The organism is Flavobacterium croceum DSM 17960, from assembly GCF_002917885.1.
Taxonomy (GTDB): domain Bacteria; phylum Bacteroidota; class Bacteroidia; order Flavobacteriales; family Flavobacteriaceae; genus Flavobacterium; species Flavobacterium croceum.
Map to the genome: position 1 here is coordinate 76,826 of NZ_PQNY01000002.1, position 23,822 is coordinate 100,647.

General features: G+C 31.1%; 22 protein-coding genes and 1 pseudogene. 14 read left to right on the forward strand and 9 right to left on the reverse strand.

Going from position 1 to position 23,822, the window contains the following annotated elements; translation table 11 throughout:
- The first annotated feature begins 107 nt into the window (after window positions 1-107).
- From Q361_RS01875 to Q361_RS01885, 3 genes are all read left to right on the forward strand, one after another.
- Window positions 108-1,568: a nicotinate-nucleotide adenylyltransferase gene (locus tag Q361_RS01875; protein ID WP_103725011.1), complete on the forward strand. Its 1,461-nt coding sequence runs from the start codon at window positions 108-110 to the stop codon at window positions 1,566-1,568.
- 73 nt (window positions 1,569-1,641) lie between these two features.
- Window positions 1,642-2,889 carry a peptidase T gene (pepT, locus tag Q361_RS01880; protein ID WP_103725012.1) on the forward strand — a complete coding sequence of 416 codons (1,248 nt, stop codon included), beginning with the start codon at window positions 1,642-1,644 and terminating at the stop codon, window positions 2,887-2,889.
- Window positions 2,890-3,010: 121 nt separating this feature from the next.
- A complete protein-coding gene (locus Q361_RS01885) occupies window positions 3,011-3,589 on the forward strand; it encodes a YdeI/OmpD-associated family protein (RefSeq protein ID WP_103725013.1) in 579 nt (192 codons plus the stop codon).
- Between the two features lie 2 nt (window positions 3,590-3,591).
- Here Q361_RS01885 and yajC read toward each other — a convergent pair whose 3' ends face one another.
- The 4 genes from yajC to Q361_RS01905 form a co-directional block, all read right to left on the reverse strand.
- Window positions 3,592-3,867: a preprotein translocase subunit YajC gene (yajC, locus tag Q361_RS01890; protein WP_103725014.1), complete on the reverse strand. Its 276-nt coding sequence runs from the start codon at window positions 3,865-3,867 to the stop codon at window positions 3,592-3,594.
- A gap of 20 nt (window positions 3,868-3,887) precedes the next feature.
- A complete protein-coding gene (locus Q361_RS01895; protein ID WP_103725015.1) occupies window positions 3,888-4,268 on the reverse strand; it encodes a DUF1573 domain-containing protein in 381 nt (126 codons plus the stop codon).
- 12 nt (window positions 4,269-4,280) lie between these two features.
- On the reverse strand, window positions 4,281-5,186 hold the full coding sequence (gene nusB / locus Q361_RS01900) for a transcription antitermination factor NusB (RefSeq protein ID WP_103725149.1): 906 nt from the start codon (window positions 5,184-5,186) through the stop codon (window positions 4,281-4,283).
- A 118-nt stretch (window positions 5,187-5,304) separates the two neighbouring features.
- The gene (locus Q361_RS01905) at window positions 5,305-6,408 is read right to left on the reverse strand and encodes a Glu/Leu/Phe/Val dehydrogenase dimerization domain-containing protein (protein ID WP_103725016.1); all 1,104 of its coding nucleotides are present in this window, start codon (window positions 6,406-6,408) and stop codon (window positions 5,305-5,307) included.
- A gap of 193 nt (window positions 6,409-6,601) precedes the next feature.
- Between Q361_RS01905 and Q361_RS01910 the strand changes: the two genes are divergently transcribed.
- Window positions 6,602-8,362: an ABC transporter ATP-binding protein gene (locus tag Q361_RS01910; protein ID WP_103725017.1), complete on the forward strand. Its 1,761-nt coding sequence runs from the start codon at window positions 6,602-6,604 to the stop codon at window positions 8,360-8,362.
- 67 nt (window positions 8,363-8,429) lie between these two features.
- Window positions 8,430-8,813, forward strand: a complete 384-nt coding sequence (locus tag Q361_RS01915; RefSeq protein WP_103725150.1) for a PUR family DNA/RNA-binding protein — start codon at window positions 8,430-8,432, stop codon at window positions 8,811-8,813.
- 58 nt (window positions 8,814-8,871) lie between these two features.
- Here Q361_RS01915 and Q361_RS01920 read toward each other — a convergent pair whose 3' ends face one another.
- Window positions 8,872-9,297, reverse strand: a complete 426-nt coding sequence (locus Q361_RS01920) for an Hsp20/alpha crystallin family protein (protein ID WP_103725018.1) — start codon at window positions 9,295-9,297, stop codon at window positions 8,872-8,874.
- 139 nt (window positions 9,298-9,436) lie between these two features.
- On the reverse strand, window positions 9,437-9,880 hold the full coding sequence (locus tag Q361_RS01925; RefSeq protein WP_345892784.1) for a tellurite resistance TerB family protein: 444 nt from the start codon (window positions 9,878-9,880) through the stop codon (window positions 9,437-9,439).
- Window positions 9,881-9,952: 72 nt separating this feature from the next.
- On the opposite strand from Q361_RS01925, the gene Q361_RS01930 reads away from it, so the two are divergent.
- The 8 genes and pseudogenes from Q361_RS01930 (at window position 9,953) to Q361_RS13875 (ending at window position 20,153) form a co-directional block, all read left to right on the forward strand.
- Entirely contained in the window at window positions 9,953-10,357 is a 405-nt protein-coding gene (locus Q361_RS01930; protein ID WP_103725020.1) for a DUF1456 family protein, read from the forward strand.
- Between the two features lie 252 nt (window positions 10,358-10,609).
- Complete coding sequence (cphA, locus tag Q361_RS01935) at window positions 10,610-13,231, forward strand: cyanophycin synthetase (protein ID WP_103725021.1); 2,622 nt, start codon at window positions 10,610-10,612, stop codon at window positions 13,229-13,231.
- 63 nt (window positions 13,232-13,294) lie between these two features.
- Window positions 13,295-14,095 carry a tol-pal system YbgF family protein gene (locus Q361_RS01940; protein ID WP_245874590.1) on the forward strand — a complete coding sequence of 267 codons (801 nt, stop codon included), beginning with the start codon at window positions 13,295-13,297 and terminating at the stop codon, window positions 14,093-14,095.
- 1 nt (window position 14,096) lies between these two features.
- Window positions 14,097-14,543 (forward strand): DUF1569 domain-containing protein, encoded by a 447-nt coding sequence (locus Q361_RS01945; protein ID WP_103725023.1) that lies wholly within the window; start codon window positions 14,097-14,099, stop codon window positions 14,541-14,543.
- 75 nt (window positions 14,544-14,618) lie between these two features.
- Window positions 14,619-15,044 carry a hypothetical protein gene (locus tag Q361_RS01950; RefSeq protein ID WP_146046969.1) on the forward strand — a complete coding sequence of 142 codons (426 nt, stop codon included), beginning with the start codon at window positions 14,619-14,621 and terminating at the stop codon, window positions 15,042-15,044.
- A gap of 124 nt (window positions 15,045-15,168) precedes the next feature.
- Window positions 15,169-17,031, forward strand: a complete 1,863-nt coding sequence (locus tag Q361_RS01955; RefSeq protein WP_103725025.1) for a peptidase U32 family protein — start codon at window positions 15,169-15,171, stop codon at window positions 17,029-17,031.
- 81 nt (window positions 17,032-17,112) lie between these two features.
- The gene (locus tag Q361_RS01960) at window positions 17,113-19,242 is read left to right on the forward strand and encodes a S9 family peptidase (RefSeq protein WP_103725026.1); all 2,130 of its coding nucleotides are present in this window, start codon (window positions 17,113-17,115) and stop codon (window positions 19,240-19,242) included.
- A 133-nt stretch (window positions 19,243-19,375) separates the two neighbouring features.
- Window positions 19,376-20,153: pseudogene (locus tag Q361_RS13875) on the forward strand (IS982 family transposase).
- On the opposite strand, the gene Q361_RS13960 reads toward Q361_RS13875, so the two are convergent.
- Genes Q361_RS13960 through Q361_RS01970 form a run of 3 tightly spaced genes read right to left on the reverse strand, consistent with a single transcriptional unit; the run spans window position 20,125 to window position 22,557 of the window.
- Window positions 20,125-20,250 (reverse strand): hypothetical protein, encoded by a 126-nt coding sequence (locus Q361_RS13960; RefSeq protein WP_262496224.1) that lies wholly within the window; start codon window positions 20,248-20,250, stop codon window positions 20,125-20,127. The pseudogene Q361_RS13875 and the gene Q361_RS13960 sit on opposite strands and share 29 nt — an antisense overlap.
- 11 nt (window positions 20,251-20,261) lie before the next feature.
- A complete protein-coding gene (locus tag Q361_RS01965; protein ID WP_103725027.1) occupies window positions 20,262-21,830 on the reverse strand; it encodes a protein adenylyltransferase SelO in 1,569 nt (522 codons plus the stop codon).
- Between the two features lie 10 nt (window positions 21,831-21,840).
- Window positions 21,841-22,557 carry a glycosyltransferase family 2 protein gene (locus Q361_RS01970; RefSeq protein ID WP_103725028.1) on the reverse strand — a complete coding sequence of 239 codons (717 nt, stop codon included), beginning with the start codon at window positions 22,555-22,557 and terminating at the stop codon, window positions 21,841-21,843.
- 31 nt (window positions 22,558-22,588) lie between these two features.
- On the opposite strand from Q361_RS01970, the gene Q361_RS01975 reads away from it, so the two are divergent.
- Window positions 22,589-23,821 carry a hypothetical protein gene (locus Q361_RS01975; RefSeq protein WP_103725029.1) on the forward strand — a complete coding sequence of 411 codons (1,233 nt, stop codon included), beginning with the start codon at window positions 22,589-22,591 and terminating at the stop codon, window positions 23,819-23,821.
- Window position 23,822: the final 1 nt, after the last annotated feature.

The window sequence follows — 23,822 nt, forward strand, 5'->3', positions numbered from 1 at the left end:
GTTTTTGATAAGGTTATGTTAAATCTATATTTATTTTACAAAAATAAGGAAATAGAATTTTAATAAAAGTGAGTAATTGCTAACTTTGTAATGAATTTGAAATACCTATGGGAAACGGATTAAATATTAAGCTAAAAGGCGATAAGGTAATTGAGCATATTCCTTCTATAAAAGATAAAGCTTTAAGAATAAATCTTAATGATAATATTTATGGAACATTTGCAGAAATTGGGGCTGGCCAAGAAACGGTAAGACATTTTTTTAGAGCTGGAGCTTCATCTGGAACTATTGCCAAAGCCATGTCTGCATACGATAAAGACTTTAGTGATGCCATTTATGGTGTAGAAGATGATGGCAGATATGTTACTGAAAGTCGATTAAAAAAAATGCTTACCCACGAGGTAAAACTTATAGAGCAACGCCTTGACCGCGAAAAGCATCCAAACAAAATGTTTTTTAGTTATGCTAATACCGTAGCTACTATAGATTTTGCTAAACAATTTAAAGGACACGGTTGGGTTGGGATAAAATACCAAGTAGAACCCGAAGAAGAATATAACGAAATTATACTACACATCCGATTTAAAGAAACCGATGCGCGCTTACAACAAGAAACATTAGGAATACTTGGAGTAAACCTTATTTATGGCGCTTTTTATAAATACAATGATCCCAAAAAACTTCTTCGATATCTATATGACCATTTAGACAAAGACCAGTTAGAAATAGATACCATAAATTTCTCTGGCCCCCGATTTGCATCTGTAGACAATAGATTGATGAGTTTGCAATTGGTAAAAAATGGTATGACAGACGCTGTAATGTTTAGCCCCGAAGGGAAAAACATTTTGCCTGCTGCTGTTTTGTACAAAAAAAATATACTTGCTTTAAGAGGAAGCTATAGACCTGTTACTAAAGTAAATATGGATATGTACCGCCGTTCACTAGAAATGTTTACGGCAGAAAATAAAGTAGATAAAGAAAATACCTATGTTATTTTTGAAATAACATTATCCAACCTTCGCTCTGAAGGAGAAATTGACGAAAGAGATTTTATGGACAGAGCCGAGCTATTATGCTCCTTAGGGCAAACGGTAATGATTTCAAATTTTCAAGAATATTATAGAGTAGTTGAATATTTTTCTAGTTTTACCAAAGCCCGAATGGGACTAGCTATGGGAGTAAACAACCTCGTAGATATTTTTGACGAAAAATACTACAGACATTTAAGCGGAGGTATTCTAGAAGCTTTTGGTAAACTATTTTACCGAGATATGAAAGTGTATTTGTATCCAATGGAAGAAAATGGAGAAATCATTACTTCGCAAAACTTAAAAGTACACCCTAGAATGAAAGAACTTTACAAGTTTTTTGCATACAACGGAAAAGTAATAGACATTACAGACTATGAAAGAGAAAATCTTAAAATATTTTCTAGAGAAATTCTTAAAATGATTGCAAATGGTGAAACAGGTTGGGAAGCAATGTTGCCCGAAGGCACAGCAGATCTTATTAAAAAACACCACCTATTTGGCTACGACCCCAATAAGGTTCTTGAAAATGTATAACGAATAACACATAATAATCTTAACAACTTTATACTATAAAGCTAGTGTAAAGTTGTTTTTAATTTTAAAAAATATGCAACATATAATAGACCGTTTTATTAAATATGTAACGATTGATACCGAGTCAGATCCGAATTCAGAAACCACTCCAAGCACTTCCAAGCAATTTAATCTCGCAAATTTATTGGTAGAAGAATTAAAAATTATTGGGCTTACAGAAGTTACCATTGATGAAAAAGGTTATGTAATGGGTACACTACCTAGTAATCTTGATTATGATGTGCCTACCATTGGTTTTGTTTCTCATTACGACACATCGCCCGATTTTTGTGGAGCAAACGTTAAACCTCAAATTGTTGAAAATTATGATGGAGGCGATATTACACTTAATGCAGAAAAAAACATTATATTATCTCCAAACTATTTTGAAGATTTACTACTCTACAAAGGGCAAACACTTATTACAACTGATGGTACCACTTTGCTAGGAGCAGACGATAAGGCTGGAATCACAGAAATTGTTTCGGCTATGGAATATTTGGTAAAACATCCAGAAATAAAACACGGAAAAATACGTGTTGGCTTTACTCCAGATGAAGAAATTGGTAGAGGAGCAGACTTTTTTGACGTTGAAAAATTTGGTGCACAATGGGCTTATACTATGGACGGAAGCCAAATTGGCGAATTAGAATATGAAAATTTTAATGCGGCAGGAGCAAAAATAACATTCAAAGGGAAAAGTGTACACCCAGGTTATGCCAAAGGAAAAATGATAAACTCAATGCTTATAGCAAACGATTTTATCAATAAATTACCTAAAAATGAAGTTCCACAAGAAACCGAAGGTTATGAAGGCTTTTTTCATATTACAGGTCTTTCTGGCAGCATAGAAGAGAGTAAAGTAGAACTTATAGTACGTGACCATGATATGCAAAAATTTGAAGCTCGAAAACAACTACTTCAAACTATTGTAAATGAAATAAATGCACAATACAACACACAATTTGGAGAAGCTATATGCCATGCAGAAATAAAAGATCAATATTATAATATGCGTGAAAAAGTTGAGCCACAAATGTTTATTGTTGATATAGCCGAAAAAGCAATGCGCGAGTTGGGCATTGAACCAATAATTAAACCAATACGTGGTGGTACAGATGGTTCTCGATTATCGTACATGGGACTTCCGTGTCCTAATATTTTTGCTGGCGGACATAATTTTCACGGAAAATATGAATATGTACCCGTGCAAAGTATTGAAAAAGCAATTGATGTAATCATCAAAATTGCTGAAATTACCGCTTCTGGAGACTATAAATAAAAAAAGAAAAAGGGAAATCATACTAAAGATTTCCCTTTTTTTATCTAAAAATATACGTTCTCTTATACTTTTGTAGATGCTACTAAAAGAATAATACTAGAATAAAGTAGAATATTCGAAAATGCAAGAAGAAAAAAATCCTTGGAATAAAAACCATTTATGGCTAGATGAAATAGCTTTGCTTTCTGATATTATTGCCAAAACACCATTGCAAGAGGCTAAAAAATGGGGAGGAATTGTTTATGTTTTTAATAACAAAAATATAATAGGCATTGGTGGTTTTAAAAACTATTTTGCACTTTGGTTTTTTAACGGTGCCTTTTTAAAAGATACTTCACAAGTACTCATAGCTGCAACAAATACCACTAAGGCTTTAAGACAATGGCGTTTTACTTCTAAAGAACAAATAAACGAAAAACTAATACTTCAATATATACACGAGGCTATTGCCAACGAAGAAAAAGGTATTTCGTTTAAACCACAAAAAAATAGTTCTATAGAATCGAGTTTTATGAATTGTGAGATGGAAAACGATTCTATTTTACATACAGCATTTCAGCAATTCTCTCCTTATAAACAAAAAGAATTTTTAGAATATATTGAAACCGCAAAACAAGAAAAAACAAAAATTTCTCGGTTTGAAAAAATAAAACCTATGATCCTTTCGGGCATAGGTTTGAATGATAAATACAGAAAGTAATATTATTTTTTAGTAGAAAGAGCCATGCTCATTTCCATAGAAATTGCTGATTTTTCTATTTTAAGTTTTCCGCTCATGGTTTCTATTACAGCAGTACCTTCTGTAAGTTCTGCTATTTTACCATGAAAACCGCTTTTAGTAATGATTTTATCTCCTACTTTTAAAGAGCTTTCAAATTCTTTTTCTTTCTTCATCTTTTTTTGTTGCGGCAATATCATAAATAAATAGATTACTGCAAACATTAAAATAAATGGCAAAAATGTCCCTAACTGTCCCATATAATTATATGTATTAATTTTTATTTTTCAATATGTGCTTTTATTTTAAGCACAACTATACTATCTTTTGCATTAGAATAAATCGTAACCGATTTTGTTTGATCGCCTTCTTTACCTGCAGAATTAAAAGAAACTTTAATATCAGCTTTTGCATTGGGTTTTATTGCTTCTTTTGGGTAATCGGGCACTGTACATCCGCAAGATCCCATAGCGTTTGTAATAATCAAATCATCGTTTCCTTTGTTTTCAAAACTAAACGTATGATTTACTTTATCGCCTTGTTTTATTGTTCCAAAATCAAACTCACTTTCTGCAAATTTAATATCTGCTTTTTTTTCTTCAGTACAACTTGTTAAAGTTATAACCAAAATTACCGCCAGTGCGCTAAAATATTTTTTCATTTTAAAATAATTTTATAATAAACCTCTACCTACTTTTTGCAATTTATTGTTGTTTTGATATTCTTTTACCAAGTGATCCAAAATTCCGTTTATAAATATAGAACTTTTGGGTGTAGAATATTCTTTGGCTATTTCTAAATATTCGTTTATTGTAACTTTCACTGGAATTGAAGGGAATTTTAAAAATTCGCAAATTGCCATCTTTAATATAATGGTATCCAATTCGGCAATACGTTCTACTTCCCAATTGGGTGTTTTGTCTATAAATTCTTTTTCCAAAGTAGCTTCATTTAGTACTGTTTTTCTAAATATAGCTACAGCAAATTCTTTATCTTCTGTATCTTTATAAAGTTTAGATATTCTAAAGAATTTATCTTCTTCTAGTTGTTTTAATTGTTTGGCAATTTCTGTATTTACTAAAGGAATATCGTCTACCCAAGTAAGTTTATAATCTTCTAGATAATCGTATAGTTTGTCATTTGGCGCAATGACCTCCGAAAATAATTCTACAAGAAAATCTCTATCTTCTTCAAACGATTTTTTTCCAGAATTCATGTAATTTAAATAAATATCGCTCTGCTTTATATCTTGTAAAAGCAGTAATATTGTATCATCATTACGTTGCCAATTACTTATTTTTCTATCTTCTAGAAGCTGTTCCAATTTATTATCTTCAGAAAGAAGAACTAAAACAGCATTATCAACAAACTTTAAATTCGGGTTTTTATCTTGAGCGGTAGCTAAATGTTTATTTTTTGAAAGTTCTAAAAAATCGAGTTCTTTTTTTCTTAATTCAATTAATGAAGATAAAATGACTAAGTATAACTCATACACATTTTCAAGGCTTGAAAGTAAAAATTTTTCTTGCTTTTCGAGGCTATCATGCCCACTTTGATGCATTGCATATATAGACTGCATTGCTTTTACACGGATATGTCTTCTGTTTAACACGGAATAAGAACTTTTTAAAAATTTAAGGAGCGAAAGATGACTCTTTCGCTCCGCAAAAATAAAACTATTTTTTAGTTAAATATGATTATTTAGTATTTTCTTTTTTTCTTTGTTCTATACGGTTTTCGGCAATAGCCATAGCCGCTTTTTGATTGGTCAGGTTGTTTTTTTCTGCATAATCAAAAATCTCCAAAGTAGTATTGTAGATATTTTCTGTTCTACGTAAAGATTCTGCTTTATCATATTTTGCTATTTCTGCATAAACATTGATAATTCCTCCCGCATTTATCAAAAAGTCTGGAGCATAAACAATACCTCTTTCTTTAAGTATTTGTCCGTGTATGTTTTCGTTTGCCAACTGATTATTAGCTGCTCCTGCAATTACTTTTGCTTGAATTTTATGTACGGTATCATCATTAATAGTAGCTCCTAGAGCACAAGGCGAGTAAATATCAACCTCAGCGCTATACAAGTTTTCTCCTGTATATATAGATACACCATATTGTTTGCTTACCTCTGCAAGACGTTCTTCGTTAATATCAGCTATTTGTACCAAAGCACCTTCTTTGGCTAGATGAGATACCAAAGTTTCTCCCACATGGCCAATACCTTGTACTAATATTTTTTTACCTTCTAAATTATCTGAACCAAATTTATATTTCGCAGCAGCTTTCATACCCATATACACACCATAAGCAGTTACTGGCGATGGATTTCCAGAACCTCCTCTAGATTCAGAAATACCGGTAACGTAAGGTGTTACATCGTGAACCAAGTCCATATCTGGTGTATCAATACCTACATCTTCGGCAGTAATATATTTACCAGAAAGTGAGTGCACAAATTTTCCAAAAGCATGAAATAATTCTGGAGATTTATCTTTTTTTGAATCTGCAATAATTACTGCTTTTCCTCCTCCTAAATCCAATCCAGAAATTGCAGATTTATAGGTCATTCCACGCGATAAACGCAATACATCATTCAAAGCTTCCCATTCATTTTGGTATTTCCACATACGAGTACCGCCTAGTGCTGGTCCTAAAACTGTGTTATGAATTCCAATTATTGCTTTTAAACCAGTATCTTTGTCGTGACAAAAAACAATTTGCTCATGATTATCGTAAGAAACTTGCCCAAATACAGGGTCAATTTTTGGTAGCTCAGCTACAGTTGTTAATTCTGTTACCATAAATAATAATTACTGTTGCAATATTCTCAACAAGTCATCGCAAATTTAGTATTAAAATTAAAATATTTCGCTTATTCTAATAAAAATTAGATATTTGTTAATAAATATGAGGATATTTAATTATTTTTAAATTTCATAATTTCTTATTTTTTAACAACATAAACGTTAATTCAAAAACATATAGCCCAAATTAATGAAAGAACTTCAATATTTAAATAAATACTTTATCAAGTATAAATATCATTTTCTTTTAGGTGTAATCATTACTATAGTTGCACAATTTTTCTCACTTTATACCCCAAAACTTATTGGAGAATCTATAAAAGTGATAGAAGACACATTAAACAATACAATAACGAGTAGCCAAGCCAAAGATTTACTGGTAGTAAAAATTTTAAAAATAATCGGATTTACACTAGTAGCTGGAATACTTACTTTTTTAATGAGACAAACACTTATTGTAATGTCTAGACACGTAGAATTTGATTTAAAAAATGAGGTTTTTAAACATTACGAACAGCTCGATTTGAATTTCTACAAACGCAATAGAACAGGAGATTTAATGAGCCGTATTAGCGAAGACGTTTCAAAAGTGCGTATGTATGTAGGACCAGCGGTTATGTATACTATAAACACCACCATAAGGTTTTCATTGGTTATTATATACATGTACAATGTATCGCCAAAACTTACTTGGTACACCATAATACCTTTACCTATACTTGCTATTGTTATTTTTTATGTAAGTGTAGAAATCAATAAAAAAAGCACCATATTTCAACAATATTTATCAAAAGTATCGAGCTTTTCTCAAGAAATTTTTTCGGGATTAAGAGTTATCAAAGCCTATGCACTAGAGCCTCAAAATCAAGAACGAATGGAAGCACTTGCCTACGAAAGTAAAACAAAAAGCATGAGTCTTTCCAAAACACAAGCATTGTTTGGCCCATTGATGATTACATTAATAGGCGTGAGTAGTTTGGTGGTTATTTACATTGGTGGAAAAATGTATATCGATGGCGAAATAAAAAGCGTAGGCACTATTGCCGAATTTATTTTGTACGTAAATATGCTTACATGGCCTGTAGCATCAATTGGTTGGGTATCTTCGCTAATTCAAGAAGCTTCTGCTTCGCAAAAAAGACTTAACGAATTTCTAAATACCGAACCAGAAATAAAGAATTTAGCTCCAAATGATACAACGGCTATTCAAGGAAAAATTGAGTTTAAAAATGTAACTTTCACCTATAGCGATACCCAAATTACGGCACTAAAAAATATATCTTTTAGTCTAAATGTTGGCGAAACTCTAGCCATATTAGGAAAAACGGGCTCTGGAAAATCTACAATATTATCACTACTTACCAGACAATATGATATTGAAAAAGGAGAAATAAACTTAGATAATACCAATATAAGAAGCTTAAATTTACAGAATTTACGTCAAGCCATAGGTATTGTTCCACAAGATGCATTTTTATTTTCAGATACCATAGAAAACAATATTAAATTTGGAAACGAAAATGCGCCATTTAACATGATAGAAGATGCTGCAAAAAAAGCAGAAGTTCACCATAATATCATGCAATTTAACCAGCAATATCAAACCGTTTTGGGAGAACGAGGCATTACACTTTCTGGAGGACAAAAACAACGCGTTTCTATTGCTAGAGCTATAATAAAAAATCCAAAAATAATGCTCTTAGACGATTGTCTTTCGGCGGTAGATACAGAAACCGAAGAAAAAATTCTGCAAAATTTAATAAATATTACCCAAAGTAAAACCACTATAATTGTGAGTCATCGTGTACCTTCTGCCAAAAACGCTGATAAAATATTAATTTTGGAAGATGGACAAATAATACAAGAAGGCACTCATAATCAACTTATAAACACCGAAGGGTATTACAAAGAACTTTACTACAAACAACTTTCTGAAAAAGAAATAGAATAAAACTTGTGTATTATTGATTTTTTTTACATTTTTGAATTGTCCGAAAAACTATTAATTGATGACCGATATGAGAGAAAATGAGATGTTAGAAAAAGATGAAATCTTTTCAAAAGTATTAAGAGCAGGTAGAAGAACTTATTTTTTTGATGTAAGAGCTACAAAAGCTGACGATTACTACATCACAATTACTGAAAGTAAAAAATTTACAGAAGAAGACGGTTCTTACCACTTCAAAAAACACAAAATTTACTTGTATAAAGAAGATTTTGCCGCTTTTAGAGAAATTCTTGACGAAATGACCGATTTTGTGTTAAAGAATAAAGGTGAAGAAGTCATTTCAGAAAGACATCAAAGAGATTTTAAACGTGAGTATTTTTCAGACAATACTTCTGCTTCAGATAGTTCAAACTCTGAAAGTAAATTTACAGATATAAGTTTTGATGATATTTAATTCTCAAACTCAATACAAATTTAAAAAGGCTGTTTTACAAGTAAAACAGCCTTTTTTGTTATTGAATTTCTATAAGTCTTTTTGGCTTGGGTAATGCTTCCTCTTTTTTAGGTAGGTCAATCTTGAGTACGCCATTTTCATAGCTCGCATGTATAGAATCGGTATTTACAGTTTCTGGTAGTGTAAATACTCTTCGAAATGAAGAATAATTAAATTCTTTACGTGTATATTTTCCTTCTTGTATTTCTGTTTCTTGTTTCGTTTCAGAAGAAATCGTAATCATATTATGATCAATTTCTACATTAAAATCTTCTTTAGATTTCCCTGGAGCAGCCAACTCAATCAAAAATGATGTGGTCGATTCTTTTATGTTTACCGCAGGTATTGTAGCCTGCATGGTTTGCATACCGCCCAACCAATCTGGTTTTAAAAACTCATCAATAATAGATGGAAAAGGTACTGTGTTTCTTTTTACTACGTTCATAATTTTTAAATATTTGAATTAATAATTATCCTCCTATTTTCAAAAAATATTCCAGTAGAAAAAAAGTGTCATTTTGACTTAAAAAACACCCTCAAAAATGAAGTTTTGTCATCAAAAAACACAATTAACTGACTAATTTTCAGTTATGTTGTTCATTAAATGTATCCAAAATAAAACTCGGATCAACCATATGCGTTGGCGAATCTTGCATGGCTTTTAAAATACGTTTTATAGCAAACGGACTAAGTGCCATATGAATTCCAATTTCATAAATTTTGTTAATTTCTTTTTCATGCATTTCACCGTCACTAAACATCAACAAAGCCAACCTATAAAATTGTTGTATTCTTTCAAACTCAGTCTTAATAACCTCTGGTTTATTTTCAACATGAAATAATTGAAATATTTCGTCTTTGGTAAAACCTAATTCTTGAGCAATCAAACTTAAAAACTGAAATTCCTTTTCATGTAATTTACCATCTACAGAGGCAAAGGCAATCATATCTGTCAATAAACTTATTTTTTGTTCTTTTGTATTCATAAGTATTTTAAATCGAATGAGGCTAAAGTAAACTATTTCCATTTGTTTTTCAAATTGAGCTACAATTATTTTAAATAGAAATAAAGCGTATCTTTGAAACAAAATTTCTACATTATGAATAACAACGATATATTTAAAAAACTACGTGTAGCGCTTCAACTAAGAGATGATCAAATTGTAGAAATTTTAAATTTGGTAGATTTTAGAATATCCAAAGGAGAAATAGGGAACTTTTTTAGAACAGAAGATCATCCAAAATTTGTATCGTGTGGAGACCAAATACTAAGAAATTTTTTAAATGGTTTAATACTTTATTTAAGAGGCACGAAAGAAAACCCTAAAACACCTATGCAAGAATTGGAAAAAATAAAAAATTCCAAAATTACATTAGCAACTCCAAAATCAAGTGCTGTAGAAAAAAAACCTTTAAAGAAACAGCCTATTTCCAAAAAAGCACCAAAGAAGCCCGTTATTGTAGAAAAAGTGAAATACAAAAATGGCAAAAATAAGGAAAGATAATTTTTTCATCTATTTTTTTTAATTTAATACAACATTTTTGGTAATTATTTGTAATTACCTGAATTTCTATTGTTTATATTTACAAAAAACATATTACTACAAAAAATGCAACAAATAATACATACTGTATTATTTTTTTATTATTTTTAACAAATTCTTGAAATTATTACACAACAATAGCAATAGAATATTGTGAAATAGCTATTTTAAAATTATAAAAATAAAAATTGTAGATTATAAAAACTTCTCTTTATGAAAATTCTAAAAATACAAGCACTACGCGGACCAAACATTTGGAGTATCCAACGAAAAAAACTCATTCAAATGCGTTTAGATTTGGAAGAAATGGAACAATTTCCTACCAACAAAATTGAAGGATTTAGAGAGCGCATTGAAGCCTTACTACCAAGCATGATAGAGCATCGATGTTCTGAAGGAGTTCGAGGAGGTTTTTTTTCTAGAATAGAGCGAGGCACTTGGATGGGGCATGTAATAGAGCATATTGCACTAGAAATACAAACTCTTGCAGGCATGGAAACGGGTTTTGGAAGAACAAGAGAAACCAAAACACTGGGTGTTTACAATGTAGTTTTTAGTTACGTAGAAGAAAATGTAGGTCTTTTTGCGGCCGAAAGTTCGGTAGCAATTGCCGAGGCATTGATAGCAGGTAAACCCTACGATATTGATGCTGATATACAAAAAATGCGTGAAATTCGCGAGCGAGTTCGATTAGGCCCTTCTACAGGAAGTATTGTTGAAGAAGCCGTTTCTAGAGATATTCCGTGGATAAGACTTGGTACAAACTCATTAGTACAACTCGGTTATGGTGTAAACCAAATGCGATTTCAAGCTACCATTACGTGCAAAACAAGCAATATAGCAGTAGATATTGCTTGCAATAAAGAAGAAACCAAACGTATGCTAGATATGGCTTCTATACCTGTAGCAAGCGGAGGAATATGCGTAGACGAAGAAGATTTGGAAAACGTTATTAAAAAAATAGGTTTTCCAATTGTGATTAAACCCCTTGACGGAAATCATGGTAAAGGTGCTTCTATCAATGTAAAAAACTTAGACGATGCTAAAGCTGGATTAGCATACGCCAAAAATTATAGCCGAAGAGTAATAGTTGAAAAATTTATTACAGGTTACGATTTTAGAGTTTTGGTTATTGACAATAAATTGGTAGCTGCTGCCAAACGAGAACCTGCACATGTAAAAGGCGATGGCATACAAACCATTCAACAACTGATAGATGAAACCAATAAAGATCCAAGAAGAGGCTATGGTCATGAAAATGTTTTAACAGAAATTACCGTAGATAGAGATACCACAGATTTATTAGATAAAAAAGGATACACACTAGAAACCATTCCACAAAAAGACGAAATAGTCTATTTAAAATCTACAGCCAATTTAAGTACAGGTGGTACATCTGTAGATGTAACCGATATGATGCATCCTGAAAACATTTTTCTATGCGAAAGAATATCAAGAGTAATTGGGTTAGATGTTTGCGGTATCGATATTATGGCAGAAAACCTTACCCAACCACTTAAAGAAACGGGTGGTTGTATTCTTGAAGTAAATGCTGCCCCGGGTTTCCGTATGCACCTTGCTCCTAGCGAAGGATTGCCTAGAAACGTAGCCGCACCTGTTATAGATATGCTTTATCCTCCTGGAAAACCAAGCCGCATACCTATTATAGCAATAACAGGAACCAACGGAAAAACGACCACTACCCGACTTATTGCGCATATAGTAAAAAACAATGGGTTCAGAGTAGGTTTTACCACTTCAGATGGGATTTATGTACAAAACCACATGATGGAAAAAGGCGATACCACTGGCCCAATATCTGCAGAATATATTTTAAAAGATCCTACCGTTGAATTTGCCGTGCTTGAAACAGCACGTGGAGGAATTTTACGCGCTGGTTTAGGATTTAGTCGTTGCGACATAGGTATTATTACCAATATACAAGAAGATCATTTGGGTTTATCGGATATTCACACTCTAGACGAATTAGCTCGTGTAAAAGCAACCGTTGTAAAAAGTATCAAAAAAGAGGGTTGGGCAATTTTGAATGCCGAAGATGAATATTGTCTAAAAATAGCCAATGAGTTAGATTGCAATATTGCGTATTTTGCTATGGATGAAAATCATCCAAAAGCGTTACAATTTGCCAAAGAAGGAAAAATTGTTGCAGTATATGAAAACGGATTTATTACTATTAAAAAAGGAGAATGGAAAATACGTGTAGAACGAGCTACACACGTACCTCTTACGCTAGGCGGAAAAGCTAAATTTATGATAGCCAATGTTTTGGCTGCTACACTTGCTAGTTATTTGTATGGCTTTAAAACAGAAGACATTAGCTTATCACTACAAACTTTTATTCCGAGTGCGGCACAAACTCCAGGAAGAATGAATATTTTTGAATTCAAAAAATTTAAAGTTCTTATAGATTTTGCTCACAATCCTGCTGGATATAAAGGCGTTTCAGAATATTTATCTAGCATAGAAGCTACTAAAAAAATAGGTATCATTGCTGGTGTTGGCGATCGCAGAGATGAAGACATAAAAGAATGTGCTACCCTTGCTGCCAATATGTTTGACCACATTATTATTCGTCAAGAAAAATATTTAAGAGGGCGAACAGAAGAAGAAATTATTGGTTTAATAATGCAAGGTATTAAAGAATCTGGAAAAGCCATTACCTACGAAATAATAGCCAAAGAAACCGAAGCCATAAAACACGCTATTGATAATGCCGAAGAAGGTAGCTTTATTACAGCCCTAAGTGATGTAGTTACCAATGCTATAGAAATTGTTCAAGGTTATCTTGATAAAGAACAAGAAGAAAATCTTTAAAAAATTCAATACAGAATCCCAAATTCCACTCGGTTTTTGGGATTTAATTTTTAAATAAAAAATATGAAACTTCGCTTTATTATACTTTTAATTACTTCTGTTGCTTTATCACAATCAAAAATTGATATTCAAAATCAAATTATCAAAGAATATTATGAAGATTGCGCATTAGGTTATAACTATAACTTTCAAATGGATAAATGGCAAGATTGCTTGGATAATGGACTGAAAAAAGATAGTACCATTGCAAAACTTTGGAGTGAAAAAGCAATGCCTTATTTTAAATGTAGAAAATATGAAATAGGCATGAAATATGTAGATAAAGCGGTGCTCTATGATAGAGAAGAGTACCTGGTTTACAGAGCTTTTATAAAATGTATATTTTCTAAACAACCCACAGAATCAATAACAGATTATGAAAATGTGATTAAAGAATACGGAAATATTACTAGTTTCGACCATACTTGCAAATTTTATATCGCAATAAACTACTTGCAGCTAAACGAATTTTCCAAGTCTGAAATTTTATTAAAAGAATATATAGACACCATTTCAAAGGAAAGAGGTGCTGATTGGGTAAGTCCAACAGCTTATTTTTACTATGGAATTTCTTTATTTGAACAAAAAAAATACCTTTTAGCAATTGCTCAATTCAATTTGGCTATAAAATATTATAACACATTTATTGACGCAAAATTCTATAAAGGTCTTTGTTATGCTTTATTAGGCAATAAAGAAGAATATAAAAAGTGTTTTGATGAAAGTAAGAAAGATTATAAAGCTGGTAATAACTTTCCAGAATGGAATAGTGTGTATGAAACCTATCCATACCAAGTACCAAAATATATTTTAGAAAAAGAATAATATGAATCGATTATTAGGTAAACTCAAAAACTCAATTCCTTATAATGAAAAAACAAACCCTACTGTATCGAATAGTAGTGTAGGATGGCACATTGAACATAGTTTATTAACTATTTGTAAAATTATAGATGCGTTAGAAAACTCAAATCCAAACAATTATATCTGGAAATTTAACCCAAAAAGACTTTTGATAAAAACTATAAATTTTATTCCGAGAGGTAAAGCCAAAGCCCCAAAAGTGGTAATACCTAGTCAAAATAGCTCACCCCAAGCATTGCAAATCAATCTTGAAGAAACTTTAAAAAAGCTAAGTAACTTTGAAAAGCTTCATAAACACAATTATTTTGAGCATCCTGTATTTGGTAAATTAAACAAAAAAGATGCGCAATGGTTTTTAAAATTACATACCAAGCATCATTTAAAAATTATCAACGATATTATAAAATAACAAAACGTTAAAGTAATATTTATCATATTTTAATACTTTAAAAATAACTAAATTGCGTACATAAAACATATAAAAATGTCAATACATAATCTCATACACTCGCATTTTACTTTGCTTTTTTTACTGATGTTTATACTCATGATAGTCTTAATTATTAGAAGTATAAAAAAACAAAAAAGAACTCCAAAAGAACTTACCGATACACTCTATGGTTTAATCATGAATGATACGTTTACAGAAGTTCAAGACATAGAAAAAAATATGTTTAATATTTGGCCTTTTGTAAACGATTTGAAAAATGCACAAATTCTACCAAAAAATGCAGATGAAAAAAATATGGTTTACAAAGTCTATACAAATTCCAACCAAACTTACCAGCATATTTTACTACATACCGAAACTCCAAACCAATATATATTGATTATTGCCAATTGGAAAGACAGACAAATAAAAGGGTATCGTAAAATAATAGTAACAAACCAAACTTATGGTGCTTCATAATTGATTTCTGTTGCACAATTGCATTTGATGAAACTTGTTGTGCTTTTTCTGTTTTAAAACTTCGTTCAAAATTAGATTTCTACAATAAAATGTAAGAAATTTGCAAACATTTTGAAAAAAATACATGAAGAAAAAAATAGAAATACTCGCTCCCGCAAAAGATTTACTACATGGCATAGCAGCTATTAATGCTGGAGCAGATGCTGTTTATATAGGTGCACCACAATTTGGGGCTCGTTCCAATGCACACAATTCTATAGAAGATGTAGAAGCATTAGTACAGTATGCTCATTTGTATTATGTACAAGTATTTGTGGTTATCAATACTATTTTGTACGATAACGAACTCGAAACCTGTAGGCAATTAATTTGGAAACTATACGATATTGGTGTAGATGCCCTTATTATACAAGATATGGCAATACTAGAATTAGAACTTCCGCCTATAGTATTGCACGCTAGTACACAAGCCAACAATCGCGATGCCGATAAAATAAAATTTTTAGCCGATGCTGGTATCCAACGCGTTGTTTTAGCGCGCGAATTGAATTTGCATCAAATAAAAGAAATTCATGAGACCACCGATGTTGAATTAGAATTTTTTGTTACAGGAGCCTTATGTGTTTCATTTAGTGGTAATTGCTACATGAGTGTTGCCAACGGAGAGCGTAGTGCCAATAGAGGTTCTTGTGCTCAAAACTGTCGATTACCTTACAATTTAATAGATGGTCATGGCGAAACACTTATCAAAAATAGCCACTTGCTCTCTATAAAAGATTTTGATGTTACCAATCAAATTCCAAATTTAATAGAAGCAGGTATCTCATCTTTCAAGATTGAAGGACGATTAAAAGATATGGTCTATGTAAAAAACAATGTGTCGTTTTTACGTAAAAAATTAGACACATTTTTAGAAGAAAACAAAGACAACTATTGTAAAGCTTCGTCTGGAACTTGCACCTACTCGTTTGAATCTTCATTAGATAGAACTTTTAATAGAGGTTATACCGATTATTTTGTAAACGAAAGATACCAATCTATAGGCTCATGGGAAAGCCCAAAATCTAAAGGTCAATATATTGGAAAACTCATTCGCACAGTTGGTAATTCATACGAAATAGAAAACGGTCATTTGTTAAATAATGGCGATGGTTTGTGTTTTATTAACGAACATAACGAAGCAGAAGGTATCTATGTAAATCGTGCCGAGAATGGTTTTGTTTATCCAAATGTTTTAAAAGAAATAAAAGAAGGCACTTTTATTTACAGAAATAACGATGCCGCATTTATTAAACTTGTAGAACGTGAAGATAGTGCCGTTAGAAAAATTGCAACTTCTTTGTTTTTAACAGAAAACGAAAATGGATTTCAACTTACTGCTACCGATGAAGATGGTAATGTAAGTACTGTAACTCTAGAACACGCCAAAGAACTTACAAAAAATAACGAATCTATTGCTGAAAATTTTAAAACAAACCTAGCAAAAACGGGCTTTACCCCCTATACTGCCAATGAAATAACAATACATTTTTCTCAAAATTGGTTTCTTCCTATTTCAAAAATAAACGAAATGCGAAGAGCCGTTTACGAAAAATTATCCGAAATAAGAGTAGCCAATTATGTTAGAAAAGAGTTTCAAATAGAAAAAACCTCACATCCATATCCAGAAACAAAACTTGATTTTACCTACAATGTGTCGAACAAAGTAGCCAGAAAGTTTTATGAAAGACATGGCGTAACCGAAATTGAAAAAGCCTTCGAACTACAATGGGATCCTGGCAAATCTAGAGTAATGACAACAAAGTATTGTATAAAATACGAACTAGAGAAATGTCCAAAATACCACAAAGAAACTTTAGGTGTAAAACTAAAAGAACCATTGGTATTAAAACAAGGTGAACTCGAATACAAACTCAAATTTAATTGTAAACCTTGCGAAATGGAAATTTGGGAAAAAGATGCCGAATTTGAAATTGAGGAAGATTAATATTTTTGTAACAAAACATTAGAAATAAAGTCTAATAATACACAATATAATATCACTTTGCAAAAACTAACACATAGTATTATGAGTAAAAAAATATTACTTTTATTATCGTGCTTTATGGCACTAACCCTACAAGCACAGCTACAAAAAATCACTTTGGAAGAAAGTGTATTACAACAAGGCAGAAAATTTGGAGCCGATAAACTTTCTGGTTTTCAATGGCTACCAAACTCCAACCAATATATTTATTTTACCGATTTTTGGAAAAAAATAGTAATTGCTTCTGCGCAAAATACGAATGCCACAACTTGGACTACAACCGAAGAAATAAACAGTAGTTTAAATAGTAAACTCGGAAATCTATTTGGTATTATTGCTATTGATAATCAAAATATTATTGTAAATAGCAACAACGTGTTTTATAAATACAATGTTGCTTTAAAAAAAGGAACAAAATATATAGAACTTCCACAAAATGCCGAAAACATAACTTGGGATAATGCTTTCTTAAAAGTTGCTTATACTATAGAGAACAATTTGTATGTAAACGATGGAACCTCAACAATTAATATTACCAATTTTGCAGATAAAAATATTGTTTCAGGACAATCTATAGCACGCAACGAATTTGGGATTAAAGAAGGTATATTTTGGTCGCCAAACGGAAACGATTTAGCATTTTATCAAAAAGATGAAACAGATGTGGCAGAATATCCGTTGCTCGATATTAATGAAACTCCTGGTAAACTTAATGCGATAAAATACCCTATGATTGGGCAAAAATCTGAAAAACCTAGAGTTGGTATTTATCATTTTAATTCGGGCACAACGGTTTACATCAACCCAAAAAACAACCCTGAAGATTATCTAACGAACTTGGCTTGGACTCCCGATGCCAAATACCTTATAATTGCCGAGCTTAACAGAGGTCAAAATGATATGTGCTTAAATTTGTATGATGCCAACTTAGGTAAATTTACAAAAACACTTTTAAACGAAACTAATGATAGATGGGTAGAACCCGAGCATCCTGCTTTTTTTCCATCAAAATCATCAAATAATTTTGTATGGATTTCTGAGAAAGATGGTTTTAACAACCTATACTATTATGATTTAGAAGGAAATTTACTAAAAAAACTAACCAATAATAAATTTCCTGTAAGAGAAATTATTGGAACTAATGCAAAAGGAACTGAAATATATTTTAAAGCTACAGGAGAAAAAGGCATTAATATGTTGGGCTATAAAGTAAATTTAAAAGGAAAACAAAGTTTAATTACTAAAAATGAAGGTGTACACAATGTTCAAGTTTCTTTTGATGGGAATTGGATTTTCGATGAATACTCCAATCACACTACACCTTCAAAATCATTATTATACAACAACAAAGGTGTAGCTACCACATTACTAGAAAGCAAAAACAAATACGAAGGATACCAAATAGGAAGTGCCGAAATTTCAACAATTAAGGCCGCCGATAATACGACGGATTTGTTTACCCGACTTATAAAACCTAGTAATTTTGATACTTCAAAAAAATACCCTGTTATGGTATATGTATACGGTGGGCCACATGCACAAATGATTACCAATTCGTTTTTAGATGGCGCCAATTTATGGATGTATTGGATGGCAGAACAAGGCTATCTTGTATTTACAGTAGACAACAGAGGTTCTGATAACAGAGGTAATGCTTTTGAAAGCGTAATTCATAGAAACTTAGGCACAAACGAAATTGAAGATCAACTTAAAGGTGTAGCATACTTAAAATCGTTACCTTATGTAGATGCAAATAGAATTGCTGTTCATGGTTGGAGTTTTGGTGGTTTTATGACAACTTCTTTAATGCTAAGAAAACCCGATGTATTTAAAGTAGGTGTGGCCGGAGGCCCTGTAACCGATTGGAAATGGTATGAAGTAATGTATGGGGAACGCTATATGGATACCCCTCTAGAAAATAAAGAAGGATTTGAAACAGCAAGTGTTTTAAATTATGCAAAAAATTTGAAAGGCAAATTACTATTAATTCACGGTACTAGTGATGATGTAGTAGTTGAGCAACACAATCTTTCCTTGGTAAAGAAATTTGTAGAAGCAGGCAAGCAAGTCGATTATTTTCCTTATCCTATGCACAAACATAATGTAATAGGTAAAGATAGGGTACATTTGATAGAAAAAGTTTTAAATTACATTATTGAAAATAATAAATAAAATAAAGATAAATCATTGAGTGTAATTATTTAAAGTAAATAGATTAAACACTAATCAAAATACTGAATTTTCAGTATTTTGACACTTAAAAACAACCATTATTTTTAGCAAATATAATTAAGTTTTAGAAGTTATAATTTCTTTAAATTGTGAATTAAAGTATAAATCAGACATTGATAGTAAAAAAATATATCTGATTTAAAGTAATTTTTCTAAGTTTAAAATCTTAATTTTTGTTAATTGACAGTGAAAACTCTTTATTTAAAGAGATTAGTAGTAAAGAAATCTCAAATTTAATTGAGTGAAGTAGTTCAATAAAAGAAAGTGAAAATTATTTCTCTTTTCAAAAAAAGTAGAACAAAACTAGTAATTCGGTTTTTAGAAAGTGAAGATTATTTTATTATTGATAGCATGCCTTTGGAAATTTACAAGTTTACTCTTCATAAGAAAATTAAAATCTGTAAAAATGAATTTGAGACAGCTACTTCAAAAAAGTTTTTCTGCTTCTCAAAACAACTGGTTTTATAAATATAAATTACATAGTGTTTTGTTCTATAGATGAAATTTTTGATTCTTTAGATATTATAAAAGTAGAACTAACAGATGTTTATTATTTGAAAAATATTAAACGATTGTGTATTGCTTGGAGATAGAGGTTATTTATAGCAAAGCATTCAACTTGATTTATTTCAAACGGTTAATGTCAAAATTGAAATATTATTTTCACAATTGTGTGAACAATTTCTAATTAGAAACAATTATGCTAAAACTTTTCAAGATTTTAAAACAAGAATTTTAACAAAAAAACAGCATTTACATAGGTACAATATATCACTAAATTGATCATTAATATATCAATAAATTTTATAAAAAACAAAGATTTTAATTACACACAACGGCTTCTTGATTAGCTATTTTAAGATTCTCATAGAGTTTTTCAGTATACTCTTTCAAAATATCATCAGTACTATTGCTTATAAATTCTTTTAGTTCTAATCTTTTTTTCATCTAAATTAATATTAAGAGCTACAACTTAGCATACTACTCCCTACTTTTTCTAAAGCCCAATGGGGTATTTTGGTAAACCATTTGTCATATTCGGGTTGCTCATCATAAGGTTTGGTAAGCATTGTAAACAACTCATTTAATAAGCCATAATCTTGTTGTTCTGCATCTTGTGTTGCTAAATACGACATGTAATTTCGTAAAACATATTTAGGATTTACTTCATTCATTTTTCTTTTTTTAGTAGAAAAATCTAAGCCTTGTTTTTGCAATCGTTCGGCATAATTTATAAACCATTGCAACCACAATTCTTTGTGTTCAAAAACTAAATCTCTGTTATAAAATGCCTTTTCAAAATGATCCAAAACTTTTAAGTCAATTGCATCGGTTTCTTTAAAATCTGACAATAATCTATAAAAAATAGTCATATCTACCTCATGGGTATATAATAAAGAATGTAATCTATCTGTAAGTTTATCATCTCCATTTTCAAAATGTTGAATTCCTAACTTGCTATTCCACATTTCGTTTACGTTTTGTTGAAATAATTTTAGCTCGTTATCAATACTATCTTGAAAGGCTTTTGCATCGCCAACAAGCATGTACAGTGCATTGGCTAGTTGTATTAAATTCCAAACAGCACTATTGGGTTGGTTTTCATAGCGGTATCTTCTCTCATGCCTATCTGTAGTGTTGGGTGTCCAAGTTGGATTAAAATGATCTAGCCAACCATAAGGCCCGTAATCTATAGTAATGCCATGTATACTCATATTGTCGGTATTCATTACTCCATGTACAAAACCAACTCTTTGCCATTGTATTATTAAATGAAGTGTTTTTTTCATTACGGCATGAAAAAATTGTATCACTCTTTCTACTCCTTGCGTGGTAATTTCAGGAAAATGTGTATCTACTGTATAATTTACCAATTGTTGCAGCAATTCTTTTTCATTTCTTGATGCAAATAATTCAAAGTTTCCAAAGCGTATAAAACTTGGGGCTACCCTACACACTATTGCACCTTGCTCGTAATCTGGATTTCCATCATACAGCATATCTCTTAACACCAAATCGCCTGTATTGAATAATGCTAATGAACGTGTGGTTGGAATGCCTAAATAATGCATTGCCTCGCTACATAAATGTTCTCGCAAAGAAGACCGCAATACAGCTAAACCATCTGCAGTTCTTGAATAGGGCGTTTTTCCAGCTCCTTTTAACTGCAAAGTATATTGCTGATTTTGAGCAATTATTTCTCCTAAATTAATAGCTCTTCCATCGCCTAGTTGCCCTGCCCAATTTCCAAATTGATGCCCTGCATAAGCCATAGCATAAGGTTTGGCATTGGGAATAACCACTTTTCCTGAAAAATAATCGATAAAATCTTTACTATTTACAAAATCTGTAGTAAAACCCAGCATTTTTGCAACATTTTCAGAAACGTGTATTAAACTAGGGTTTGAAGGTATAGTAGGGTTTACAAAAGAATAAGCACTATTAAAAACTTTTCGAACATAGTTTTCTGTAACCGTATCGGCAGGTAAATGTGATGTAAAATGATTCAGAATAGAAAGATTCATAATTTGAAGTGATTTAAAATCGTAATGCTCCGTATTTTAGTATACAATAAATAGCATGTACACCATCTTTCCAATTTATTTTTTTGCCTTCTTCGTAAGTTCTGCCATAATATGAAATGCCTACTTCGTAAATTCTAATTCCTTTTACTCTAGCTATTTTTGCAGTAACTTCGGGCTCAAAACCAAAACGTTTTTCTTTTAATACTATCGATTTTAATATTTTGGCATTAAAAAGTTTGTAACAGGTTTCCATATCTGTTAAATTCAAATTGGTAAACATATTGGATAAAAAAGTGAGAAACTTATTACCTATAGTGTGCCAAAAAAATAAAATTCTATGAGCATTTCCTCCCATAAATCGAGAACCATAAACTACATCCGCAACGCCATCGAGCATAGGTTTTAATAATATATTATACTCATTGGGGTCGTATTCCAAATCGGCATCTTGCACTATAATATAATCGCCTTGTGCTGCTTTAAAACCGGTGTGCAAAGCTGCTCCTTTGCCTTTATTTACTGTATGTTTTAAAAATAGTATTTGTTGGTTGCTATGTTGTTGTATAAAGTTGTTTACCGCTTCTATTGTAGTATCTGTAGAACAATCGTCTACAATAATAACCTCAAAAGATGTATTTTCTAATAATGTGATGTTGATTACTTTTTGGAGTATAAGATGTATAGTTTTGGCTTCATTGTAAACAGGAATTATTATAGAAAGTTTTTTCATTGTGTTTCTTTACTTTTGTAAAAACAAATTTATGATAAGAAATATTAAATATGAGTATTTGTTGGTTTTTATTTCCATAGTTTGGGTAGTATTCTTTTCATTTACATTACAACTTACTCCTTATTTTTCGCCTATTTGCGATGACGGAAGTTACTTATATGCTGCGCAACTACTATACCATCAGGGAGAAATTGATAATACTCGCCCCTTACTTCTAGCTGCTATTCACGGTTTTCCTTATTTGTTTGGTTGTAAAGACGATACTGTTATTGTATGGGGATTTGTTTTAAATTTTTTATGTTGGTTTTCAACCATTATTTTGGTATTTAAAATTATTTCGTTGCAGTGCACCAGAAAAAAAGCTTTTCTATATACTTTAGTATTTATTTCATTACTAGGAAATCTTGCTCATAATTTTAATTTTCTATCAGAATCTATCTATATTTTTATGATTGTTTTGAGTATTTATTTTATCAGTAAATATTATAAAAGTCAGGATTTTAAATACTTAACTATTGCATTTACCCTATTAACTTTTAATAGTTTGATTAAACCCGTTTCTTTAGGTTTGGTCTTATTATTTGGACTTTTTTATATAAAACATCTCAAATCGATACTTTTCAACAAGTATAATTTACTATTATCTTGTAGCGTACTCCTTTTACTTTTTCAGATGTTGTGGATAAAGAAAAAATATGGCGATTTTACCATAAGTTATATTGGCGCTATTACCTATTATAACTATTTGGGAGATAAAGCACATTGTTATCAAAATAATTTAGAATATATTCCTGGTGAAACCTTGAGAGCAAAACAATTGAATACTTTAACATCACATCAAATAAAACAGCTCGCTGAGGTAGATTTTAAAAATCAATTACAAAACAATACCCTTAATTTATGTAAAGCTTATTTGTTTTGTATATATTCGAATTCTTCGAAAGGGAATTTTATAATAAGTCAGTGTGAAAACAATAACAAAACGTCTTATTTTGATTTTTTTAAGTTTTCTTTTAAAGTCGTTTCAAAATTGCAAAACATTATATTAACTATTTTAAGTATAACTTTAGCTGGGTATACATTACTAAAAATAAAAAGGAATAATGGATTTTCAACCATACTATCGGTGGCTATTCTGTATATCTTTTTAATTTCGGCAATGTCTTGCTTTCAATGCGATCGATTTCACATTGCATTTTTCCCTCTGTTTGTTATACTTTACAGCGTAGAAAATCAGAAATTTTTCAAGAAAAAAGAACTTTAAA

Bases quoted from the DNA above. Each gene is read 5' to 3' on its own strand.
- nusB (WP_103725149.1), bottom strand. From the start codon at position 5,186: ATGCAGTCTATATATGCAATGCATCAAAGTGGGCATGATAGCCTCGAA.
- Q361_RS01940 (WP_245874590.1), top strand. From the start codon at position 13,295: ATGAAACTTCGCTTTATTATACTTTTAATTACTTCTGTTGCTTTATCA.
- Q361_RS01930 (WP_103725020.1), top strand. From the start codon at position 9,953: ATGAATAACAACGATATATTTAAAAAACTACGTGTAGCGCTTCAACTA.
- Q361_RS01950 (WP_146046969.1), top strand. From the start codon at position 14,619: ATGTCAATACATAATCTCATACACTCGCATTTTACTTTGCTTTTTTTA.
- Q361_RS01975 (WP_103725029.1), top strand. From the start codon at position 22,589: ATGATAAGAAATATTAAATATGAGTATTTGTTGGTTTTTATTTCCATA.
- Q361_RS01970 (WP_103725028.1), bottom strand. From the start codon at position 22,557: ATGAAAAAACTTTCTATAATAATTCCTGTTTACAATGAAGCCAAAACT.
- Q361_RS01875 (WP_103725011.1), top strand. From the start codon at position 108: ATGGGAAACGGATTAAATATTAAGCTAAAAGGCGATAAGGTAATTGAG.
- Q361_RS01910 (WP_103725017.1), top strand. From the start codon at position 6,602: ATGAAAGAACTTCAATATTTAAATAAATACTTTATCAAGTATAAATAT.
- Q361_RS01955 (WP_103725025.1), top strand. From the start codon at position 15,169: ATGAAGAAAAAAATAGAAATACTCGCTCCCGCAAAAGATTTACTACAT.
- Q361_RS01895 (WP_103725015.1), bottom strand. From the start codon at position 4,268: ATGAAAAAATATTTTAGCGCACTGGCGGTAATTTTGGTTATAACTTTA.
- Q361_RS01905 (WP_103725016.1), bottom strand. From the start codon at position 6,408: ATGGTAACAGAATTAACAACTGTAGCTGAGCTACCAAAAATTGACCCT.
- Q361_RS01920 (WP_103725018.1), bottom strand. From the start codon at position 9,297: ATGAACGTAGTAAAAAGAAACACAGTACCTTTTCCATCTATTATTGAT.
- Q361_RS01925 (WP_345892784.1), bottom strand. From the start codon at position 9,880: ATGGAAATAGTTTACTTTAGCCTCATTCGATTTAAAATACTTATGAAT.
- Q361_RS01960 (WP_103725026.1), top strand. From the start codon at position 17,113: ATGAGTAAAAAAATATTACTTTTATTATCGTGCTTTATGGCACTAACC.
- Q361_RS01945 (WP_103725023.1), top strand. From the start codon at position 14,097: ATGAATCGATTATTAGGTAAACTCAAAAACTCAATTCCTTATAATGAA.
- Q361_RS01915 (WP_103725150.1), top strand. From the start codon at position 8,430: ATGAGAGAAAATGAGATGTTAGAAAAAGATGAAATCTTTTCAAAAGTA.
- Q361_RS13960 (WP_262496224.1), bottom strand. From the start codon at position 20,250: ATGAAAAAAAGATTAGAACTAAAAGAATTTATAAGCAATAGTACTGAT.
- yajC (WP_103725014.1), bottom strand. From the start codon at position 3,867: ATGGGACAGTTAGGGACATTTTTGCCATTTATTTTAATGTTTGCAGTA.
- Q361_RS01885 (WP_103725013.1), top strand. From the start codon at position 3,011: ATGCAAGAAGAAAAAAATCCTTGGAATAAAAACCATTTATGGCTAGAT.
- cphA (WP_103725021.1), top strand. From the start codon at position 10,610: ATGAAAATTCTAAAAATACAAGCACTACGCGGACCAAACATTTGGAGT.
- pepT (WP_103725012.1), top strand. From the start codon at position 1,642: ATGCAACATATAATAGACCGTTTTATTAAATATGTAACGATTGATACC.